Genomic DNA, 21,784 nt, shown 5'->3' on the forward strand with positions numbered 1-21,784 from the left:
AACCTCGCCTACAACAGCACAAAAACCGACAAAAACACAGACCTTGTAGGTGCGATTTTACATCGCGCTCATGTAACGTGGCTTTAATTCTTTAAAAGTGAAAGCGAGGTATAAAACCTCACCTATATCAATGCAAACACCTACACAAACACCGGCAGAAAATACCGACCCCGTAGGTGCGATTTTACATCGCGCTCGTCACTTTTAAACTACAGCTTAATCTTTACGGGTAACAAACACCGTACACACACCCGCTATAATTCCCCAAAAGGCTGAACCTACCGACAGTAATGTTAAATCAGATGCCGTTACTAAAAACGTTACTATGGCGGCTTCGGTATATTGCGACCCGTTAAGTGCCTGTTGCAAACTATTAGCAATAGTGCCAAATAGCGCAATACCCGCTAAAGCCAAAATAAGTGCTTGCGGTAAACTTGCGACTAAACCTACTAATGTAGCGGCAAATAACGCCATTATTATATAAAACACGCCTGCTGCAATGCTTGCCCAATAGCGTTTATCAGAAGCTTTATCTGCTTCTTCACTCATACAAATAGCCGCTGTAATTGCCGCTAAATTTATAGAATACGCGCCAAATGGCGCAGTAATAATATTTAAAAACCCAGTCACATTAAGCGTTGCTGAAATAGGTGCTTTATAATTATGTGCTTTAAGCACGGCTATTCCTGGCAAATTTTGCGAGGTCATTGTTACAATAAACAACGGTAAACCAATGCTAATACATGCTTGTAAATTAAATACTGGCGTAATATAGGCAAATTCGCTCATTTTCCAGTGCAGCGTACTTGTATCAATATGCCCCATATTCCACGACAAAAGTACGCCCACAATAAGCACACTTAGCATGGCAAAGCGCGCAAAAAAACGCTTCCCTATAAAGTACATAAGCACCATTAAGCCTATTACTAACGGCATATCGTTCATAAAATTAAACACGTCAATACCAAATGTCACCAATACCCCAGCAAGCATGGCACAGGCAAGCTCACTGGGAATGCGGTTCATTATTTTTTCAAACCAGCCAGTAATACCCGACAAAAACACAAGCAAAGCCGAAAACATAAACGCACCTATCGCTTCGTTTAAATGATATCCCTGTGCGCTTGAAATAAGTAATGCAGCCCCGGTGGTCGACCAGGCAATTAAAATGGGTACTTTGTAATAATATGATAAGCCAATTGAGGTTGTTCCCATGACTAAACCAAGCATTAAAATCCAACTTGCCACTAAATCAGGTGTGCCACCTAGAGTGATCACCACTTGGTAAATCAGTGCAATTGAGCTTGAAAAACCAATAATTACGGCAACTAACCCTGCAGTAATTCGGTTAAGCAACTGATCAGACAGCGTCATAAATCCCTCTTGTGCAATATGTTTGACTCTTCAACATACGTGGCAAATAATTTATTGGCAATTAGCCATTACGCTACAAAGGGTGAAATTAATTCACTTTTATTTTTCAATTAAGTTAACTAAAAAAACAAACATTTCAGTATTGTATTTAACGAAACAAATAAGTACCTATAAAACCCCCAAACCCCGCATAAACACTACAAAAAACTAATACTATAAAGCTCATAAAACATGCCAAAAACAAATATCCTTATATTTTATAAGGAATTAAAAAACAAACCCTTCAAACTTTTTAATTACATTTATTAACTTGATCTAATCAAACTTATACTATAAAACGTAACATCGATTTAACCAAAAACACCAAAAGAGAAACAAATGAAACGTTCTTCTGTCTTTATTTTAGTGATCCCACTATCGGCATTTGCTATTTACCAGCTATTTATTAACACCGATGAAGCAGCAGAACCGAGCACTCCAATTGCTATTGATATAGTACCTATTAATACTCAATCGACTAAAAATACACATGCACCAGCACCTATAGATATGAGTAAAGATCCTATAAATGTTAAATCAAACCTACCAGTAGAACAAAGTGAACCATTTAATGAGTTTGATGCTGTAAACCGACTATCAGATAAAGCCAAACAAGTGCTTATAAACGCAAAAGTACTACCAACTGACTTACACAACGAAGCCTATGTTGAGTTTGATTTAAGCTCGCTTCAAGCCCTAAAAGAGGGTGAGAACTTTGACTTAGCAATTCCTCAAACAGCCGAAACCTATACCGCAGAAGTAACCAATGTAGTAAGCGCCGAAAACGGCGATAAAAGTATATTTGGTAAGGTAACCGGAGTAGACGGACAAATGCACAACACCGTTTTAACCGTAGGAAAAGATGCTGTGTATGGGCAATTTACTGCACCAAGCGGTAATTATGTATTCGAAAGTAAAGGAAAATACGGTTGGATAGCGGCTAAACGCGATTTGTATAAAAGCCACATTGAACACGACGTTAGCGCATTAAAACCAAAAAGAGAAAAAGGCGTAGATATTTTTGCCCCCAAAACAGACGGTTAATTAAATATTTAAAATAGGTGGATACACCTATAAAAAGCAACGTAATTATAGCTTTAATGGATACTTTACCAGCATCACAAATATTAAAAATAGTTCCAACCACAAAAAAAGTAAGGAAATACAACAATGAAAAAAATAATCACAACAGCGGCTATAACAACTGCATTATGTATGGCAAGTGTTGCACAAGCAGAAACAATTGATATTGGTATTTTGTATACTGACCAATCAGCAGCAGCGACAAGTAATATTGATACGAAAATAAGTCAGCTAATTGCTTTTAGTAATCAAGTATATAGCCAAAATGGTGTAGATATTACGTTGCGCCTTGTTGGCAAACAAAACCTAGGCGACTACGCAGTAACCCCTTCAGAAGAATGGTTAGATTCGATCACTGATAGCACTTATGTGAATGACCTACGTGACGATTGGAAAGCCGATATGGTTGCTGTACTTGGCACAGGTCAAAGTGCTGGTAACGGTCTTATTTCGTGTGGTTTAGCATGGGTTGGTCAAGGTACCAATGGTAACTTATATAGCTCAATGAGCAGCCGTATGTATTCAATTAGTGCTATTGATTGTGGTGCAACTACATTTTTACACGAACTAGGTCACAACCAAGGTTTAGCGCATTCGCGTCAGCAAGGCGATACCTCAGGTGGCGTTTACACTGACGGTATGGGTCATGGTCAACAAAATGTATTTGCAAGTATTATGGCCTACCCACATGTGTTTGGTAGTGCAACACAGTACGACTACTTCTCTAATCCTAATTGGACAGTTAGTGGATACCCGTTTGGTGTAACTAATGAGTCGTATGCAATTCGTACTGTTACAGCAACAAAAACAAGTATCGCTAATTTTAAATAATTATTACTTGTAAAGATTCTTCCCTTAAGAGCGCCTCGGCGCTCTTTTTTGTAACATTAACAAAAATTAATGTTCTGTCCACCTTCTTGATATACATGGTTAAGTACACTTACTCCATCAGCAATAGCTATTAACTTGGAGTTTCCCATGACCAACCAATCAATTAAAAATACAGCAAAACTAATCTCATTAAGTGCTATTACACTTGCGTTAACAGCATGCGGCAGTAGTTCGTCAAATAACGACAGCAACGAGCTAGCTGCTTCAGCTAATTTACCGAGTGTGATCATAGGGCAAGTAACAGGTGTAACGTCGGATTCAATTACTGTAAACGATCATATTATTGCAGCAGGCTCAGCAGAAGTAGAAATAGAGGGCAACAACGCAACTCTTGCTAATATAAAACAAGGGATGATGGTAGAAGTAGAAACAAATGGTACCCGCGCAACTGAAATAGATTACGACCCCGTATTTAAAGGTCCTATTAATATAAAAAATGATCAAGTAAATATTGCAGGAATAACACTTAGTAACTTAAACAGCAACGACTTTAGTCAAGGGCAATTATTTGAAATAAGTGGCTACAGTCATTCATTAAACTCATTAACGGTTACCTACCAAGCCCCTATTACTAACAGCCAATCAGAGCTTGAAGTACAAGGTAGTATTACCAATTTAAACCAGCAGTTGCGTACATTTACTTTAGGTGATTTAGTTATTAACTACCAACAAGCTGATATAGACGGCACACTAAGTAATGGTCAACTTGTTGAGGTTAATGGTTTTTATAATAATGCAATATTTACCGCAACCGAGGTTGATGCAGAGCAAAGCCTTAGTTTTACCGATAATATAGACACCGAGCTTGAAGGCGTAATCACCTTTGTAAATAACAATATGAGCTTAATAACATTAAACTCGCAGTGGCAGGTTAGCATTAATGATCAAACTCAATTTGAAGATGGCACCACAGCTAATCTTGTTATTGGTCAAGTTGTTGAGGTAGATGGTGTATGGCAGCAAGCCGATAATAAATTACTTGCTCAAGAAATAGAATTTGAATCAACAAACATCAACTCAAATACAACTAATCAGCAGTTTTCGGTAGCCGGTGTTGTGAGTTACGAGCAAAATATAGCGACAATAAATGGCATTGAATTTACATTTAATAGCCAAACTGTATTTGAGGATGGATTATCGGTTAATACCCTAGATGGGCAGTGGGTTGAGCTTGAAGGCACTTATAACAATGAGCAAAACAGCGTAAGCGAAGTTGAACTAGAGGACGATACAAGTGAGATTAACTTAACCGGTTTAGTGTCGGCAAATCAAAATCAGCAAGCAACGCTTTGGGGTTACATAAGTGAAGATAACTCATTAACGCAATATTTAAATCAAACTGTAGAATTAGAATGCCAATGGGTTGCAAGCAACCAAGTAAGAGCATGCGTTTTAGATGACTAGTAGCAATATAAAGCGCTGATATAAAGAATAAATCATACGACTAAATAAATGTGTTTAGCTCTCTTATTTGGTAGGCTAAACACATTAAAACAAGAGCATACTTACATGAAACATATTTTTTTGAGCGCCTTATTTTTTTGCAGCGGATTATGCCATGCAAGCAGCTCTGCAATTTTTGACAAACTTAATAATGCAAACGAGCCATCACCACAAAGTATTTTAAAAAATATAGAAACCGAATACTTAAATACAGCCGTTATTGTAGAGTTTGAGCTAGAGTTCGAAAAAGGACAAACCACCTACGAGGTAACACTTTTTGAGCAAAAACATAATCGCTTTATTGAATTGCTAGTTGATGTAAAAGGTAAACTAATTGAGCTTGAATATGCCCCGCCAGAGCTTGATGAAGACGACGAAGTTGCAGCCGCTAAATTAATGCGTAAAAAAAATTACCGCATGTATCAACTTGTCCAATCGTTAGATTCAACACAAACACAATACTTAATAGAAGCTCAACTTGAGCAAGATATGGGCGTAACTTATATGGTTGCCACATTTGTATCGTTAAAAGGACGTCATAAAAAAGCCATTGATCTTGCAACAGGTAAAAACCTACCACTACTGCGTTGGGGCAATTAATGAAATTACTTTTGGTTGAAGACGACAAACAAAACCGCGAGTTTTTATACAAAGCCTTTAGCGAGCTAGGCTACACCGTAGATACCGCACAAGACGGTCAACAAGCATTATTAATTGCCACATGCGAAGAGCACGACGCGATTATACTAGACCGAATGCTACCAAAGCTAGATGGTTTGCAAGTACTTGCTGCGCTTAGAGCAACAGGAAAAACAACGCCTGTACTAATACTTTCAGCGTTAGATAAAGTAGACGACCGGGTTGCAGGCTTAAAAGCAGGTGGCGATGACTACCTTATAAAACCCTTTGCGTTTTCGGAATTGGCTATTCGTGTAGAGAACATAATTAAGCGCCCTTTTCATAACCAACCTCCGCAAACAGCGTTAAGTTTAGCAAACGTAAACCTCGATTTTCGTCATCACAAAGCAGATGTAGCTGGGCAAACACTTAACTTACAACCTAAAGAGTTTAAACTTTTACACTTTTTGCTCGATCATAAAAACAAACTCGTTACGCGCACTTTGTTATTTGAATCGGTGTGGGAATATAATTTTGACCCTGGCACAAATGTAATAGATGTACACATAGCAAGGTTACGCAAAAAGCTAATGCTACTTAACGCAAAAGTACAAATAGAAACTATACGAGGCGTTGGCTACCGATTACAAGTAGAGCAAAATAATGATTGCTAACAGCAACCTTTGGCAACAATTTAACCCTCGGTTTAGCTCTGTATGGCGACTTACACTCGCCTTTGCCACTATTACATCAATTGTTTTAGTGCTGTGCGTTGTACTTATATATCAGCTGTTATTAGGCGAGCAAACACGCCAAGTAGAAAGGCGCTTAAGTGCAGAGCAAGTACGCATTGAAGGACTCGCTAATGAATTTGATAAAGCGTCTTTTTTTCAGCAATTAGCGGTATTTCGTAACGAAGGCGATATTTTAATATTTTGGCAAAGCGATGATGAGCAATTTCAACAATTAAGTTTTTTACCAAACGACATACCAAAGCTGCCTAACACCCTTGAGTTTCCAGTACTCGACACGCAACGTGGGCAAATTAGATTACTTACCACCGGTATTGTAAACACTCAACATGGCAATGTAGTTATTGCCACAGCCACTGAGCATTTAAGTCGTTTAATTACTGAATTTAAAACCATTGCAACGTGGGCTTGCTTGGTCAGTTTGTTACTTACCTGTGTGTTTGGCTATATTTTTGCGCGCAGGCATTTAAGACGTGTAAATTATTTTAATGATGTAGTAGAACAAGTTCAAAAAGGTGATTTGTCGGCGCGAGTAATACATAAACAACAAGGCGATGAGTTTGTAAAACTAGCCAAACACATTAATACCATGCTCGACACCATCGAAGAAAACTTTGCCTTAGTGCAAGGCATTACCGATAACATAGCCCACGATTTAAAAACCCCCCTTACGCGTTTACGCTTGCGACTAGAACAACAAGCAGTGCAGCAACCAGAACTGGGACTTGAAATAGAGCAGCTTGATACCGTATTACATACCTTTGACGCCATGCTTAAATTAACTCGCCTTGAACACGGGCAATTTCCGTTAAAGTTAGAATCAATAAACTGCCAAACACTTATTAGCGACCTAATAGAAATATTAGAGCCCAGTGCGCAGCAAAATCAGCAACATATAAGCGTAATTAATCAGGGTAATTTAGTACTTCAAGGCGACAAAAATTTACTTTTTCAGGCTTTATTTAACCTAATCGAAAACGCCATAAAATATGCAGGTAATGGCGCAACCATACATATTACGCTTACCGGTAATCATATAAATATTAGCGATAATGGCAAAGGCGTAAAAAGCGCGCAATTATCACAACTTACTAAACGTTTTTATAGGGGCGATCCGGCAAGGCAAAAAGAAGGGTTTGGATTAGGTTTAGCCACCGTAAAAGCAATATGCGAGCGCCACCAACTTGTGCTTACTTTAACAAGCGACGAACGCGGCTTTACCAGCACTATAAGTGTATGTAGCTAGTGAGGAAAACTAGTAAGGAGAACTAGCACTGTTAATTAGTATGAATAACTAGTACGGATAACTAGCACAGGTAATGAACATAAATAACTCTCCAGTTAAACATAAAAAAAGCGGCTATTAGCCGCTTTAAATATCACAAGACCGATCGGCTTAATGCACAACCATTTTTTGTTTAACACCAGGCATTAACGCTTTACCGTCGCCATCTACCTTGTTTAATAGTTTTAGCCCCATTACCTTTGCAAGTACAGGGTAAATATCAAGATTGCTTACCTCTTTAATATTCATACCTTGCTTAAACGCAGGACCAACAGCAATAAATGATGCTGCCATATCATCGGTATAAGCATAACCATGTGTGCCTAAACCATGTGCCTTACCTGAGTTTGTAAACACGGCTGGCGCTGTCGTTTGCACAACAATATCGCCCACTCGAGTACCTTTATTATAATGATACGCTGCTAATTGCTCGTCAGTTAAAACGGTATAACGCCCGTTTGCTGCTTTTTGTAAACGAGCTTTATAGCCGGCTATATCCGCATTTATTGCATCGGGTTGAGTGTATATAAGTAAACGTGGACCGGTGTTTTTAACTAAAAAGTTTTCATCTTGAGGAAGTGTTGTTACATCAATGCTTTTTTCAGGGTCTACACTCGCCATACCGTGATCAGACACAATAACAAGGTTTACGTCTTGCTCTAATTTGCTTAAACGTGTTTGTAATTGCCCCATTAATTCATCAAGTTGTTTAACTGCATCGCGTGTTTGAGGCGCGTCTGGTCCATACTTATGACCCATGCTATCAACAAGTGAAAAATAACTTGCCACAAAACGTGGACGCTGTGCTTTAGGCAAACTTAACCACTGAACAATTTGATCTACTCGGTCTTGGTAATCGCTGTATTTAGAATAGTGGTAGTAATAATCTGGGGTCATACCATTAAATAATGCATCCGACTCAGGCCAAAAATAAGTAGCCGACTTAAGCCCCTGCATTTTTGCTAAATTCCAAAGCGGAATACCTTTTACCCACGTGCTATCGCCAAACGCTTTACCCATGCTGTAGCAATCATTATTACGTGCTTTATCACAAAAATTATTATCAACAATGCCATGATTTACCGGCAGTAAGCCCGTAATAATAGAAATATGATTAGGAAACGTTTTAGTTGGATAAACAGGTATTAGCTTTTCTACACGTACACCGCGCTCACCCATTGCTTTTAAATTGGGTGCTCCGTGTTTTTCAATGTAATCCCAACGCAAACCATCAATTGATATAAGCACCACTGTTTGCTCTTTTGCAGCAAACGCATTGTTCATCCCTAATAATAGGCAAATTGATACTGCCTTTAAAATCCACTGTTTCATTATAAACACCTTAAAATGCACAACAATTACTCAAAAAATTATTTTAAAGCAAGTTGTTACTTTATGATACAAACTGATAGATTAGGGCGTATTTATTTACTCAACTATTTTCTCAACATTGAAGTAACGCATAAATTAAATCGTCCCCAGATTAAAAACCTTTAACTTTAAAAGAACAACACGCCATAAGTATTTAGCAACATCATCTTCTCTCTCATAATCACTGCGCTTTTAGCTCAATAGAAAGAGTTTGTTCACCCGCATCAATTTGATGCCAACGGCGATACGTTTTATAACCCGCAGCTGATATTTGAATATCATAGCGGCTCGCTTTAAGTACCATACCCGAGCTATATTTAGGCCCAATGTTCATAATGCGTATGTTTGCATTTGGCACATTTGTGGTAATTGTAAGCTTGGTTTTTTGTTCAACCATGTATTGCCTATTTTGCTGCTGATCAGCATTAAGCGAGGTATCGCTATGGCGTAAAATATCAACGCGAGCTAACGCATGACTCAATGGGGTAAAGTGCTGATAAATTTTTAACTTATCTTCAAATGCGAGCCCTAAAGGGTGCAGCACGGGTTGAGCATGTAAAGTCCAACGAATTGCGTAACTAAATACAGGATTGCTCGACTCCTCTACTTTAGTTAAAAAGTAATTAACTGGGCTTTGCTCATCTTTTGTAAAAGTATTGCTTATAAATATCACCGGTAGAATTAAAATCAGTAACGGCATAATCAGTTTTTGTAACATCGTAATAGGATGCTTTTTGTCTGTATTTTTAGGTGGAGCAATAAGTCGCCACAATTTAAGTGGTAGCTTGCTAAAGGTTAAACAAATTAAAAATAATGACAACGACATAGAAATAGGCGGAATAATAACCGAGCGCAGCGCTTGCTTACCATATTGAGCGTACTCACCACCGTCTGCAAACTTGCCTTTTGAGCTGTTAAGCATCGCTAAATATTTATCGGTACGCTTTTCGATATTAGGATCGAGTACATTTTCTTTAAAGCTTTTTTTATTCCAATCGGCGCGTATGTTTTTTACATATAAGTCACCCATACGGTCTGAAATTTTAGCTTGTATTTGTGAATTTAACTGAAACGCTACCCACGACAAATTTGGTGATAAGCTTAAATTGTGCTTTGCCATCTCACTATTCCATTGTCGGTTAGCCTCTGCTTTTACTTTATTGGCAACTGCTTGGGCAAACTCAGGTCGGTCGTTAATCTTCCAATTATTATTAAGTTTTAATCCCTTTGCTAAAAAGTGTGCTCGTAGCTTTTTAGCTGTTGTGTCATGACCTCGAAAAGCGAATGAGCTATTAATATTAAACTCGTAACCCGTTTCGTTAACAAACATCTGTGTAAATTTAGGGTGCTTTAAAAATAGCATCTGGTAATGATCGGGATCGTCAGTGTACTTATAACGTTTGTCTTTTATGCCACCATCGCCTCCGCTTGCAAGGCTAACTGCCTGTAACGCAGTATAAAAACCACCGGTAAGCACTCCCATTAAAATACTGCTAGTTGCGTTTTCTGCCGCCGAAATATCTTCTACAATTAACCAATAATCGGGGGGGATATAGCCAATTCCTGCTTTTAAAATATCACTGCGATAATTTGCGCCAGCTCTGTCGTAACACTTACTAAGGCGATCTTTTTGGCTGCTTTTTTTATATCGGTCTGAACACTTAGCTATTTTTTCATGGTAATTATAAATTTTAGGACCATATTTTTGTGCCCTTGCAGACGCTTTAGCAATATGTGCTTTTTGTGCTTGCTGGTACTTTTCCCAACCTTCATTTACTTGCTGCTCAATTTGTTGCCAATAGCCTTGTTCGCGCTGATCAATTCCGGCTAACGTTTGGTTATATTTTTTACTCCCATTGGCATACATTTTATACTGACCAACTAACTCATTATAAAGTTGGCTGTACTGCGTGTAATGTTGGTCAAAATCTTGGTAAGCCTTTTTTTGAACAAAAGAAGCTATAATTTTGCGTTTATCTTGTTCAAGGTTGTCAGATAAAGCCGCGTCGCTGTATAACAACCCACCAAATAATGCTAAAAAGGTTAGGTTTTCTGAGCTATGTAACTCATCAGCTTTGTAATCAAGCCCATTAATTTTAATTGAATTAATAGCTAAAGCGTCTCTAAGCGCCGCACTATAAACTGCAAACTGGCGTTGCTCTGCCGAAGAAGGCTCAATTAATGTTTTTTCTATTACATACTTTTGACCATAAAACACCACCGGCCATACTAAGCATATTAAGGCTATTAGCGAAATAATGCCTCGCCCTACTTTAGCCACCATCGCCTTTGGTAAAAAGTCAGCCAATAGCAATGCAACTCCAACTCCCGATACAGCGCGCCCGTATATTTCTAGGTGCTCTAAATCCTCTGCTGAGGGAGAACCCTGCCCGACTAAAGACACTAACTGAGCATTAAAAATAGCCTCTGGTAATAAATACAAGGTAGCTAATAGCAGCATTAAAAAATGCCACCATGATGGTTTAGTGGTTACTTTCATTATGAGTCGTCTTATTGTTATTTTTTACGAAGTTCAAGTTCAACTACAGGGTCAGTCTCAAGACTAAACTCTTCATCAGCCTCTCGTTTACCTATTTCAAGGTTTGGCGCATTTGAAATGTGTAACGCTTTTTTTGTATGCGAAACCGGTGTAAGCGACTTTAAATGCCCACCTGTGGCAGGGTACAACTGATTTTGTTGATAAGTAGATAACTCATCTAAACGCGTTAAATCTAAATCATCGGGCATACTTGCTATACGCTTAGCAAAAGCGTTATTACCTTGGTATGGCTTAACCGCTGGCAAGCCAAACACAGAACAAAAGCCATACACCGTGTCATCTATTATTACAGAATTAGGGCGTAGCATGCTTGATTGCGCTAATAAGCTGCGTTCGTGGTAGTCGTGCCCATTAATAGAATAAGTGGCAATATTAATGCCACGCGCTTTGGCTCTAGGCAATAATTGGGCTGCACTTTGTTTATAATGGCGAATATCTAACACGTAGCCAAAATTGCGTTTTAACTTTTTAGTTAACGTATCTAGCTTTAACGGTCTATCAAAACGTGTTTCGCGATGACGACGATTACCATACGACTGTATACTTTCTAGTTGCTCTTTATTGCGCTCATAAATAGGATCGCTCCCTGCCCCGCGCTTTAAATCGGCAGCCAGCTTATTCATAGACACCTTTGAAGGAGATTGAATAAACATCATGTACACATCGGGATTTATTTCACGTAGGCGCGTTAAATTACGCATTTCTAAGCTGCTAAAAAAATAATTGTTTGCCCCAACATATTTATACGCCAAGTAGTCGAGCATTTTTAAATCATCGACAGATGCCCGCGATTTAATTTCAATATTTAACTTTTGATGCGATTTACGATAACGCGAAAACGTACTCGCCAACGCTTTAAAAGACGGTGGCATATCTGCGGTTAACAGCCCCGAGTTTTGATCGCGATGACGTAAAGCCCCCCATTCTTTAGTGTAACGAATCGACTCTATTTTACGCCGTTTGTTATCAACAGTACCGGTTTCTCGCCCTGTGTGAGCATCATGATGCACAACCCACACATCGTCACGGGTAATGCGTACGTCAATTTCTATCACATCAAAATTATTATCGAGAGAATCAATAACCGCCTTGAGTGAGTTTTCAGGAAAGCGAATAGCCCCCCGATGACTTTGTAAATTAAACTCACTGCATTGACGCGCATTTAAATAATTAATATTACCTAATTGAGTTTGATAAAAGCCACGAGCAGCCAGTGCATCAGCTCGCGCACTAAGTTCTTGCTGCTCTGCAACAGATAGATTATTGTTTAAAGTATTTTCAGGTGTGCTATTACACGCTGATAATGCGCAGGTTAAAATACAGACTGATAATATATAAAAATGGGATAGTGGACGCATCATGCTTATTAAGCCAAACGGCTTTAACTCCCTGAAAAAGAAATGATTTCAATAGTCCCTTAAGGCTATATGAATATGCGGTTAATATAAAGTAAAAACAACAATAAAACGAACAAGTTTAATTTACACACTTTAGATTAAATTAAGCATTTAAGCGGGTTTAAAAGGACAAAGATGACCATAGATTTTAGTAAAAAAATAACGCCAGCGCGTATGTACCGCACCACAGCAAACTTACAAATGGCGCTAGAAAGCGATCGTGGTCGAATAATAAATAGCGCAGCTATTCGTCGTTTACAGCAAAAAACACAAGTGTTTCCGCTTGAGCGCAACGCAGCTGTACGATCTCGCCTTACCCATTCGCTTGAAGTTCAACAAGTTGGTCGTTTTATAGTGCAACGTATTTTTGCTAATTTAAGCTACGAGCAACAAAAAGATTACGGCTTAACCGAGCTAGAGCGCCCGCTAGAAAGCCTAGTAGAAATGGCCTGCTTAATGCACGACATAGGCAACCCGCCATTTGGGCACTTTGGCGAAGCGGCTATTAACCACTGGTTTAACAACAACCTAGCAAGCGTAACACCCGATCGCTGTAAAGAGCCAAACACCGGTATAGGTGTTGTTTTTAAACACCTTGCACTCGATATTTGTAACTTTGAGGGCAACGCTCAAGGCATACGTATAATTCATTCTTTGCAAACGCTTAATTTAACCTACAGCCAAAGCGCCGGTATTTTAAAATACACTCGCCCTGCTGGGCTTGATACAAAAGACATACCGCAAAATAAAAACTACTTAATGAAAAAAGTGGGTTACTACTACAGCGAAAAAAACTTTGTTGAGGCATTGCAAAAAGAGCTCACTATTGAGCCTTACTGCCGCCATCCTGCAAGTTACATAATGGAAGCCGCCGACGATATTTCCTATTGCCTAGCCGACATAGAAGACGCCGTAGAAAAAGACATTATAAGCACTGAGTTGTTGTGCGAAAAACTTAAACTCAGTTACAAAAAAGTATTAATAAACCTGTTAATTGACGACACTCAACATCAAAATTTTGTAGATAAAGCCGTAGACTACGCACTAGAGCGTGCACAAGCACAACCGTATAATTTTAATAGTGAATTTTTTATATATTTGCGCGTTGCATTACTACATCCGCTAGTAAATCACGCCGCAAAACGCTTTATCGAAAATATAGAACCTATTTACCACGGCGATTTTAACCAAGCGCTTTTAGAAGATAGAAGCCATCTACATGCCGTAACTAAAACACTAAAACAGGTAGCGCTTGAGCATGTATTTTCAAACAAAGAAGTCGAAAAATTAGAACTACAAGGGTATCGTATTATTAATGGTTTACTCGATTGTTATAAACCATTACTGCTACTAAACAAGGATGACTTTAAGCGTGCACTCAATGGCGATTCACGTTTATTAATAGAGTCGCGCCTAGTTAAAAAGCTCTCTAAAAAGCACTTAAATAGTTACCAACATGCAATAGATGCAATGCAAGAAGAGCCCGATCACTTTGCTGCATACGAGTTTTATTATCGCTGTAGGTTAATTCAAGATTATATAAGCGGTATGACCGACCAATTTGCTTACGATGAATATCGCAGCTTAATGGTAATTGACTAACTAACATAAGTTAATTTGCCCTAGATAATTTTTAACTTTGCGCTTAAAATCAAACTATTGATGTTTAAGTGCTATTAACTTTTATGATAACTTTATTAACACGCCTTACCCTTTGTTTTGCTTTATTAAGCAGCTTTAACAGCGCTGCTTATAATTCAGCTATGTGCATACTTATAAAACAAGAAATGCAGCAATATAGTAATAACAAAACAAGCGCTAAATACCGCAGTGCAGCGCGTGATTACAGTAAAAACTGTAACAAGCCTGTAGAAGTAAAAACTCAACCTAAACCAGAAATCGTTGAACCTAAACCTATAATAATAACGCAACCACAACCACAAATTGTAGAGCCAGCACCTATTCCAGAAATAGACTCAACTTTAACAACAGATACAACACAAGCAACAAATCAACCAACTGATGCGGCTATAAACTTAACCGATGATCAAAAACAACAAGTGACCGAGCAGTTAAACGCAGTTAACATACAAACAAGCACAGAAAATACCGAACTAAATACCCCTTCTGTAAAGTCAGACGATGCTCTATCAGAACAAGTAAATAAACCGGTAAAAACACAAAGTACACCAATTGAAAATATAGCTCCAGCGCCTAAACCCGCAGTAAAGTCAGCCCCTGTTTACACACCGGCGCCTGCACCAATCGCCGAAAGCCCGAGCTCATTACTTTTACCCACTTTAATACTGGTTATAGTGGTACTTATTGGCGCTATGGTAATAGTACGTTTACGTCGCGCCAAGAAAAATAAAGACACCTCGCCGCCTGCAACAACAGTGCCTATTAAGCCAACAACTGCAGCGCCAGATGCAAATTCATCGGCAACATCAAACGCCAAAGTATCGGTGGTTAATCTACAAAAAGATAAAGCACCTATAAAACCTGAACCAATAAAGCCAGAGCCAATAAAATCGGATCCAGTAATACAAAGTGCGCCTTTAAATACACATACTGATAAACCAGAAACAGAGCAAGCACCTGCAGAGCCTGTTATAACGCCAGTCACGCAAACAGTACACGTAACTGATGAGCCAACAGATGCTAAAAAAACACTCTTAAATAACGATGTTACTCAAAATGTTGAAGTAGAAAACGTTGAAGCAAAAGCAGAACACGTTGTTACAACTGCTGTGGCAAAAAATCAAATTGACGAAATAGAGCCTGAGTCTCAAATAGCGACTACAGAGCAAAAAAGTATTGAAGAACAAACAAATGCTTTAGATAAAACAAGTGACGCAACGTTTACCAAAACAAAGCAAAAACCAGAACCAAATACAGCCGAATTTGAAGCGGCAGCTAAAACCACTTTACAGCGCATAAAAAGCGCCAGTGATTTTAACGAGCCAGAAGTGCGTAAATTCGACCCTGAAGCTTTACCTGTTAAAAAACAACGTAAACAACACATAGCCCCAGTTGTAGAACCAGTTATTACTGATCCAGAGCCTGTAACGCCTGATGAACCTATTGTAGATTTACACTCGCCAGATGATGCATCAGCACAGCAAACAACTTCATTTAATAGTGAATACGACTTTAAAGAGCCTGAAGTACGTGTATTTGATCCAGAAGCACCACTACCTGGAGAAAAAGTAAAACCTACGCCAGCAGCTAAACCAATTGCCAAGCCAGTAGCCCAATCAACTAGTACAGAGCCAACAGGCACAGACCCAACGCCAGCTGAGCAAGTAGAAACAAAAATAGAAGAAACACCAAAAACAGCAGAGCCAGCTAAAGTAGGCAACAGCAACCCATTTGCAAACTTGTCGTTAGACTCAAGTTGGGATCCTGAATCAACTGAAAAGCCAGTAATAGAAGAGAAAAAACGCGCCCCAAAATCTCAAGCATTAATAGACGCCGAAGAACGCGCTAAAAATATGCAAACTAAAGAATAAGTTTAAAATTCGGTAATAAACACCGAACCCGTAGGTGCGATTTTACATCGCGCTTATGTAACATGGCTTCAATGTTTTAAAGTAAAAGCGAGGTATAAAACCTCACCTACATCAACACAAACACCGCACTCAAAAAACCGTAGGTGCGATTTTACATCGCGCTCATGTAACATGACTTCAATGCTTTCAAAGTAAAAGCGAGGTATAAAACCTCACCTACAAAAACACACATCAACGTGAACAACAAACCCGTAGGTGCGATTTTACATCGCGCTTATGTAACATGGCTTCAATGTTTTAAAGTAAAAGCGAGGTATAAAACCTCACCTACAAAAACACGAACACCGTACTCAACAAACCTGTAGGTGCGATTTTACATCGCGCTCATGTAACATGGCTTCACTGCTTTAAAGTAAAAGCGAGGTATAAAACCTCACCTACAAAAACACACATCAACGTGAACAACAAACCCGTAGGTGCGATTTTACATCGCGCTCATATACATGGCTTCAATGCTTTAAAGTAAAAGCGAGGTATAAAACCTCACCTACAATAAAACCAACCCCAATAATAAACACCAAAACCGTAGGTGCGATTTTACATCGCGCTCATGTAACGTGGCTTTAATGCTTTAAAGTAAAAGCGAGGTATAAAACCTCACCTACAATAAATACCAACCCCAGCAGAAAACACCGCACTCAAAAAACCGTAGGTGCGATTTTACATCGCGCTCATGTAACCAGGCTTTAATGCTTTAAAAGTAAAAGCGAGGTATAAAACCTCACCTACATCAATGTAAACACCGCACTCAACAAAACCGTAGGTGCGATTTTACATCGCGCTTATGTAACGTGGCTTTAATACTTTAAAAGCAAAGCGAGGTATAAAACCTCACCTACAATAAATACCAACCCCAGCAGAAAACACCGCACTTAACAAAACCGTAGGTGCGAATTTACTTCGCGCTCATGTAACGTGGCTTTAATGCTTTAAAGTAAAAGCGAGGTATAAAACCTCACCTACAATAAATGCCAACCCCAGCAGAAAACACCGACCCCGTAGGTGCGAATTTATTTCGCGCTTTGGCTTTTAACTTTAAGTGATTAGTTATAACTCTCAGCCAACGTTAACAACCAAGGCTGACCTAAACACCTGTAGACGCGCTGCTTGCTGGCATTTAAAAGCGTAGCTTTTACTTAATATTGCGCTGGCGATAGGAACCAGAACTCTCAATTTCACTTATCTTTAAACAAATAATTAATATAAATCTAAACGCGATAAAAGCTCGTTCATATCCAAGCATCGCTTTTAAAAGCATTACCTAAAAAGATTAAGCACTTGGTGTTTGCCAAGTATAGAACTCTGTTTGATAACTCATCGATAAGTAAGGGTTAGTTTAAAATTGAGGCTTGGGTATTACTAAATGATTTGAGTATAATAAGTCAATATAATTAAAAATGTAGCAGGGTTAAAGGTAACTTTAAATGGCACCAGGAAGAAACGATCCTTGTTTTTGCGGCAGCAGTAAAAAATATAAACACTGCTGTATGGATAATATATCAAAACAGCATGCCTCAATATTTGACGATATAGCCCAAACTGTAGCAATGAGCCCAGAGCTAAGCCTTGATGAACTAAACCTTGTGGTACAGCATAAAAATACAGAGCGTAATAATAAAGCTAATGCAGACTTTGCTGGGCTTTCGCCAGCCCAAATGCACAATTGGATATACGCCCCCTTTAGCGAACTGGAAGGCGTTATAATTAATACTCCAGATGATTTATCAACGTCCCCTGTAATGTGTTATTTAGCGTTGATTATTGACGAAGCCATGCAACAAGGTGGTTCATTTAAAACAACAAGCAAAGGCAATTTACCAGCTAAATTAGTAAAACAAGCTACAGAGTTACTTCCTAAATTTGCAGTTGCCGAATACTCTACCCCTGTTAGTATTAGTGAGTTTGCTGGTAGTAATGAAGATAAGTTTAATGCGCTACATTACACACGTACTTTAGCGATTGCAGCAGGCATTATTTACAATAAAAGTGGGCGTTTACATATAAAAAAGACAGCGCAAAAGCAGTATCAAACTCATGGTCTTAAAGCCTTTTATTTACCTATGTTTGAAGCTGCAACCACAAAATATAATTGGGCTTACTTCGACAGTTTTCCCGATGATTTGGATTTACGTGATTTTTGGCTATTCATGCTTTGGCGAATACAAAGCCACAGTTCGATTGAAAAGTTAATTGAAGAAGTAACTACCGCATTTCCAGATCTACTATTGCAACTTACGCCTAGTGAATATCATGATTCAAAAACTCTACTGGGCTTATTAATAGAATCTCGATTTATAAATCGCTGCTTACAGTTTTGGGGATTCATTAGCGTTGATCCAACGCGATTCAGCAATGGTAAACCAATACCAATAAAAGCAGAGATACTGCCTTTATTAACGCAAACCTTTCAGTTCACAATTTAGTGGTTAAAGGCATATTTGGTACCCTCCGAATATGGCTCGTTGATAACACAACTAAAATACCCTGTTTAAAGTAACCTCATTTATACATATAACTGGCTAGTGGCTGTTACTGTTACTGTTAACTAAGGCATTTTAGTAATTAAAACTTAAAGAGCAAAATTACGCCATGTGAGTTATAAAGCTCCACCTATATAAATTTATACACCAAAAACGTAGGCACAAATTTATATAGCGCTCATGCAACAGCACTTTTTATCACCAAGGGCACAGAGTTGCGGCTCGCTACATCGAGAACAATAATTCACTTTTCTGCGATAAAAAATATATTTTAAAGCGAGGTATAAAACCTCACCTACATCAATACAAACACCGCATTCAACAAAACCGTAGGTGCGATTTTACATCGCGCTTTTGGTTTGTAATTTAAAACACCTATATCGGGTTAGCAATGGTAACCAAGATAGGAATTTTTCACTCAAAATGCATGTATTTACTTTTTCAAACTTAAATAAATGCATCCATATTTGGTAATTGTATTATTTGCTCACTCAGCTTATTTGCAGCTTCATTAATTATTTTTATGCATAAATCAATGTGTGCTAATTCAGCAGTAGATAAGTTATTTTTAACGGCAGAAACTTTAGCCGCATCTATTGCAGCTAATACAGAGTCAACGGTTTGACTCATAAGTAGTTGCATCCGTGGTAGTGAAATAGCAAATTCATCAGCAAAATCAGCTAACATATAAGCCGTAATCTCATTAGTAAAATTGCCTGCACTTTGTGAATTATGCTCACCCACTGACATAGCATAACACCTTGAAATTTGGGGCTGTAAATAATCCTCATCACAGTCAATGCCTCCCTGCTCAATAATCGCTTCTATATTTACCAAGTCATAAAACGGCGTAAGCTCTAAACCATTTTTACCAACAAAAAAACTGATATTTTTGCCATGTGCATCGTAATTACGTACTAAAATATTAAATGTCATCCAGCGAATAAGCTGAGCCTCATACGCCTGTACATTCGTTGTTTCAATATTAAAGAGTTTAGCAAAAGAAACGCCGTCTCGAATATAAATACCCTCCCCTTCATCACCATGCTGACGCTCATATTTATAAGAAGGAGGTAAATTAGTGGCTTGGCAACCATCAATAATATGACGACGTAATACATGGTTTTGATCTTGCGTAACGCGCCTATCAAAGCGATCTATTACAAATACCCTTACATCTGCATAGGTGCGTAATTCTACATCGGGAACATTGAGCCCTGACTCTTTTGCTAAAAGCATCGTAAATAGTTCATTTACTGCAATGAAAGGAGCTGTACCTGTTTCAAATTTAAAAATTTTATTGGAACATAGCTCCCCTTCACCAAACCCTAATTTACTATCGATTTCGAGTAGGTTTAGCTTGTCTTGAACGCCAGCAACAGAGAGCCGAGTCCGACCATCCCAAAGGGTGATTGACTCGCCGACTTGTTTAAACCGTTTAAGTTTTTGGCTTAGTTCGTCATGAGTTACTTCCCGAAAAGATGTTTGTTTTGAAGCCCTGCTACTTACTCTAAACGACAAAGCGCCTGATGTTTCCTCGCCAATTACTTTAATTAAACCAAACGTATTATTTTTAGAGATAGTAGTACTACTTATAATCTCATCAAGGCCCTTGCCTTCTGGCAATAAATTTTGTAAATAATTACGCACAGCACGCGAGTTAAAATGACCATTGAGCGGTAAGTGTGGTGAAATAGCAAACCCCTTATTAATCCACTCGGGCTCATAGCTAAATGAAATTTCGTTTTCAGAGCCTATATTGAGAGTTATCTCACCTATCTTTTGTGTATTACCAATAAACACATCTAAGCTGTTAATCTTAGTACCACTGCTCATCGCTTACCTCTGCGCTGTTATTGTGGTGTGACGCGTCATCACTAACAAGGCTAAACGACAATCCCAAGTACTCCATCACTTTAAGCACATTAAAAAACTGCACATTAACATCACCTTTTTCTATTTTTATCAGCGTGGGCTTTGAAATATTAAGTGCTTGCGATACATCAACCAGCGTAAGCTTCATGCCTGTCCGCTTTGAAGTAATCGCTTTAGCGAGTCGCACCGACGAAAATGGCTTTGATAGATCAGGCATTTCAGTGCGTTTAACAACTCTTCCAAGTGTTTTTTTTGCTGGTAATTCGCTCATTAAAGGTCAACCATAGTTTACTTATACGATTTATTTTAAGTTAGCCCAACCAAAAGTCAAATATAACTTACTTTTAAGTTTAAATGTATTTTTATCACCCATAAGTTAACCACAACTTACTTATAGGCAATAAAATCAAACCTAAACATCATAAGTAAAATATAACTTACTTATGATAAATTAATGAAATTTCGAGATCGATAGCCCACCTAAGCACCCGTAGATACAATTTTACCTCGCGCTTATCTAACACCACACCAACGCACAGATTAAACAAAACCCTGCGAGGTATAAAACCTCACCTACAAAAACGTAAACACTGCACCCAACAAAACCGTAGGTGCGATTTTACATCGCGCTTGTCCAAACCCACACCAACGCACAGATTAAAAAAACCATGCGAGGTATAAAACCTCACCTACAAAAAAATAAACAACATCAAACACCGCACTCAACAAAATCGTAGGTGCGATTTTACATCGCGCTTTGGCTTTTAACTTTAAGTGATTAGTTATAACTCCCAGCCAACGTTAACAACCAAGGCTGACCTAAACACCCGTAGACGCGCTGCTTGCTGGCGTTTAAAAGCGTAGCTTTTACTTAATATCGCGCTGGCAATGGCAACCAAAGCACACTCTAAGAACTAAACTGCGCAACTAAATGACTTACTTAGCTCCCATTCATAGGTTGGATCTTAAGGAATAAAACTTGAAAACATGCTCTGAATTTGATCTGATAGTAATCGCCAAACCACTATCTATCCCAAAAGCAGA

15 protein-coding genes are annotated in these 21,784 nt (G+C 38.5%); 9 read left to right on the top strand and 6 right to left on the bottom strand.

Going from position 1 to position 21,784, the window contains the following annotated elements:
- Positions 1-216: 216 nt before the first annotated feature.
- Positions 217-1,392: a benzoate/H(+) symporter BenE family transporter gene (locus tag GQR56_RS19440; RefSeq protein ID WP_346775781.1), complete on the bottom strand. Its 1,176-nt coding sequence runs from the start codon at positions 1,390-1,392 to the stop codon at positions 217-219.
- Positions 1,393-1,752: 360 nt separating this feature from the next.
- Between GQR56_RS19440 and GQR56_RS19445 the strand changes: the two genes are divergently transcribed.
- From GQR56_RS19445 to GQR56_RS19470, 6 genes are all read left to right on the top strand, one after another.
- The gene (locus GQR56_RS19445) at positions 1,753-2,457 is read left to right on the top strand and encodes a hypothetical protein (protein ID WP_166114611.1); all 705 of its coding nucleotides are present in this window, start codon (positions 1,753-1,755) and stop codon (positions 2,455-2,457) included.
- A gap of 126 nt (positions 2,458-2,583) precedes the next feature.
- Positions 2,584-3,327 carry a zinc-dependent metalloprotease family protein gene (locus tag GQR56_RS19450; RefSeq protein ID WP_166114614.1) on the top strand — a complete coding sequence of 248 codons (744 nt, stop codon included), beginning with the start codon at positions 2,584-2,586 and terminating at the stop codon, positions 3,325-3,327.
- 147 nt (positions 3,328-3,474) lie between these two features.
- Complete coding sequence (locus GQR56_RS19455) at positions 3,475-4,791, top strand: DUF5666 domain-containing protein (RefSeq protein ID WP_166114617.1); 1,317 nt, start codon at positions 3,475-3,477, stop codon at positions 4,789-4,791.
- A gap of 105 nt (positions 4,792-4,896) precedes the next feature.
- Positions 4,897-5,430, top strand: coding sequence for a PepSY domain-containing protein (locus tag GQR56_RS19460; protein ID WP_166114620.1), 534 nt, complete (start codon positions 4,897-4,899; stop codon positions 5,428-5,430).
- Complete coding sequence (locus tag GQR56_RS19465; protein WP_166114623.1) at positions 5,430-6,122, top strand: response regulator transcription factor; 693 nt, start codon at positions 5,430-5,432, stop codon at positions 6,120-6,122. Before GQR56_RS19460 ends, GQR56_RS19465 begins: the two co-directional genes overlap by 1 nt.
- The gene (locus GQR56_RS19470) at positions 6,112-7,446 is read left to right on the top strand and encodes an ATP-binding protein (protein WP_166114626.1); all 1,335 of its coding nucleotides are present in this window, start codon (positions 6,112-6,114) and stop codon (positions 7,444-7,446) included. Before GQR56_RS19465 ends, GQR56_RS19470 begins: the two co-directional genes overlap by 11 nt.
- 150 nt (positions 7,447-7,596) lie before the next feature.
- Here GQR56_RS19470 and GQR56_RS19475 read toward each other — a convergent pair whose 3' ends face one another.
- From GQR56_RS19475 to GQR56_RS19485, 3 genes are all read right to left on the bottom strand, one after another.
- Entirely contained in the window at positions 7,597-8,817 is a 1,221-nt protein-coding gene (locus GQR56_RS19475) for an ectonucleotide pyrophosphatase/phosphodiesterase (protein ID WP_166114629.1), read from the bottom strand.
- A gap of 220 nt (positions 8,818-9,037) precedes the next feature.
- Positions 9,038-11,356, bottom strand: coding sequence for a carboxypeptidase-like regulatory domain-containing protein (locus GQR56_RS19480; protein ID WP_166114632.1), 2,319 nt, complete (start codon positions 11,354-11,356; stop codon positions 9,038-9,040).
- 17 nt (positions 11,357-11,373) lie between these two features.
- The gene (locus tag GQR56_RS19485) at positions 11,374-12,777 is read right to left on the bottom strand and encodes a glycerophosphodiester phosphodiesterase family protein (protein WP_166114636.1); all 1,404 of its coding nucleotides are present in this window, start codon (positions 12,775-12,777) and stop codon (positions 11,374-11,376) included.
- 171 nt (positions 12,778-12,948) lie between these two features.
- Between GQR56_RS19485 and dgt the strand changes: the two genes are divergently transcribed.
- The 3 genes from dgt (at position 12,949) to GQR56_RS19500 (ending at position 18,808) form a co-directional block, all read left to right on the top strand.
- Positions 12,949-14,415 (top strand): dGTPase, encoded by a 1,467-nt coding sequence (dgt, locus tag GQR56_RS19490; RefSeq protein WP_166114639.1) that lies wholly within the window; start codon positions 12,949-12,951, stop codon positions 14,413-14,415.
- A gap of 83 nt (positions 14,416-14,498) precedes the next feature.
- Entirely contained in the window at positions 14,499-16,325 is a 1,827-nt protein-coding gene (locus tag GQR56_RS19495; RefSeq protein ID WP_166114642.1) for a cell surface protein, read from the top strand.
- A gap of 1,484 nt (positions 16,326-17,809) precedes the next feature.
- On the top strand, positions 17,810-18,808 hold the full coding sequence (locus GQR56_RS19500; RefSeq protein ID WP_166114645.1) for an SEC-C domain-containing protein: 999 nt from the start codon (positions 17,810-17,812) through the stop codon (positions 18,806-18,808).
- A 504-nt stretch (positions 18,809-19,312) separates the two neighbouring features.
- Here the strand turns inward: GQR56_RS19500 and GQR56_RS19505 are convergent.
- Both GQR56_RS19505 and GQR56_RS19510 read right to left on the bottom strand, forming a co-directional pair.
- The gene (locus GQR56_RS19505; RefSeq protein ID WP_166114648.1) at positions 19,313-20,701 is read right to left on the bottom strand and encodes a HipA domain-containing protein; all 1,389 of its coding nucleotides are present in this window, start codon (positions 20,699-20,701) and stop codon (positions 19,313-19,315) included.
- On the bottom strand, positions 20,685-21,011 hold the full coding sequence (locus tag GQR56_RS19510) for a helix-turn-helix transcriptional regulator (RefSeq protein WP_029880494.1): 327 nt from the start codon (positions 21,009-21,011) through the stop codon (positions 20,685-20,687). The genes GQR56_RS19505 and GQR56_RS19510 overlap by 17 nt, the downstream gene beginning before the upstream one ends.
- Between the last annotated feature and the right edge of the window lie 773 nt (positions 21,012-21,784).

Origin of the sequence: Pseudoalteromonas sp. Z9A5, assembly GCF_011378875.1 — a bacterium.
Taxonomy (GTDB): Bacteria; Pseudomonadota; Gammaproteobacteria; order Enterobacterales; family Alteromonadaceae; genus Pseudoalteromonas.

Bases quoted from the DNA above. Each gene is read 5' to 3' on its own strand.
- GQR56_RS19470 (WP_166114626.1), top strand. From the start codon at position 6,112: ATGATTGCTAACAGCAACCTTTGGCAACAATTTAACCCTCGGTTTAGC.
- GQR56_RS19445 (WP_166114611.1), top strand. From the start codon at position 1,753: ATGAAACGTTCTTCTGTCTTTATTTTAGTGATCCCACTATCGGCATTT.
- GQR56_RS19465 (WP_166114623.1), top strand. From the start codon at position 5,430: ATGAAATTACTTTTGGTTGAAGACGACAAACAAAACCGCGAGTTTTTA.
- GQR56_RS19500 (WP_166114645.1), top strand. From the start codon at position 17,810: ATGGCACCAGGAAGAAACGATCCTTGTTTTTGCGGCAGCAGTAAAAAA.
- GQR56_RS19510 (WP_029880494.1), bottom strand. From the start codon at position 21,011: ATGAGCGAATTACCAGCAAAAAAAACACTTGGAAGAGTTGTTAAACGC.
- GQR56_RS19495 (WP_166114642.1), top strand. From the start codon at position 14,499: ATGATAACTTTATTAACACGCCTTACCCTTTGTTTTGCTTTATTAAGC.
- GQR56_RS19485 (WP_166114636.1), bottom strand. From the start codon at position 12,777: ATGATGCGTCCACTATCCCATTTTTATATATTATCAGTCTGTATTTTA.
- GQR56_RS19455 (WP_166114617.1), top strand. From the start codon at position 3,475: ATGACCAACCAATCAATTAAAAATACAGCAAAACTAATCTCATTAAGT.
- GQR56_RS19505 (WP_166114648.1), bottom strand. From the start codon at position 20,701: ATGAGCAGTGGTACTAAGATTAACAGCTTAGATGTGTTTATTGGTAAT.
- GQR56_RS19480 (WP_166114632.1), bottom strand. From the start codon at position 11,356: ATGAAAGTAACCACTAAACCATCATGGTGGCATTTTTTAATGCTGCTA.
- GQR56_RS19450 (WP_166114614.1), top strand. From the start codon at position 2,584: ATGAAAAAAATAATCACAACAGCGGCTATAACAACTGCATTATGTATG.
- dgt (WP_166114639.1), top strand. From the start codon at position 12,949: ATGACCATAGATTTTAGTAAAAAAATAACGCCAGCGCGTATGTACCGC.
- GQR56_RS19460 (WP_166114620.1), top strand. From the start codon at position 4,897: ATGAAACATATTTTTTTGAGCGCCTTATTTTTTTGCAGCGGATTATGC.
- GQR56_RS19475 (WP_166114629.1), bottom strand. From the start codon at position 8,817: ATGAAACAGTGGATTTTAAAGGCAGTATCAATTTGCCTATTATTAGGG.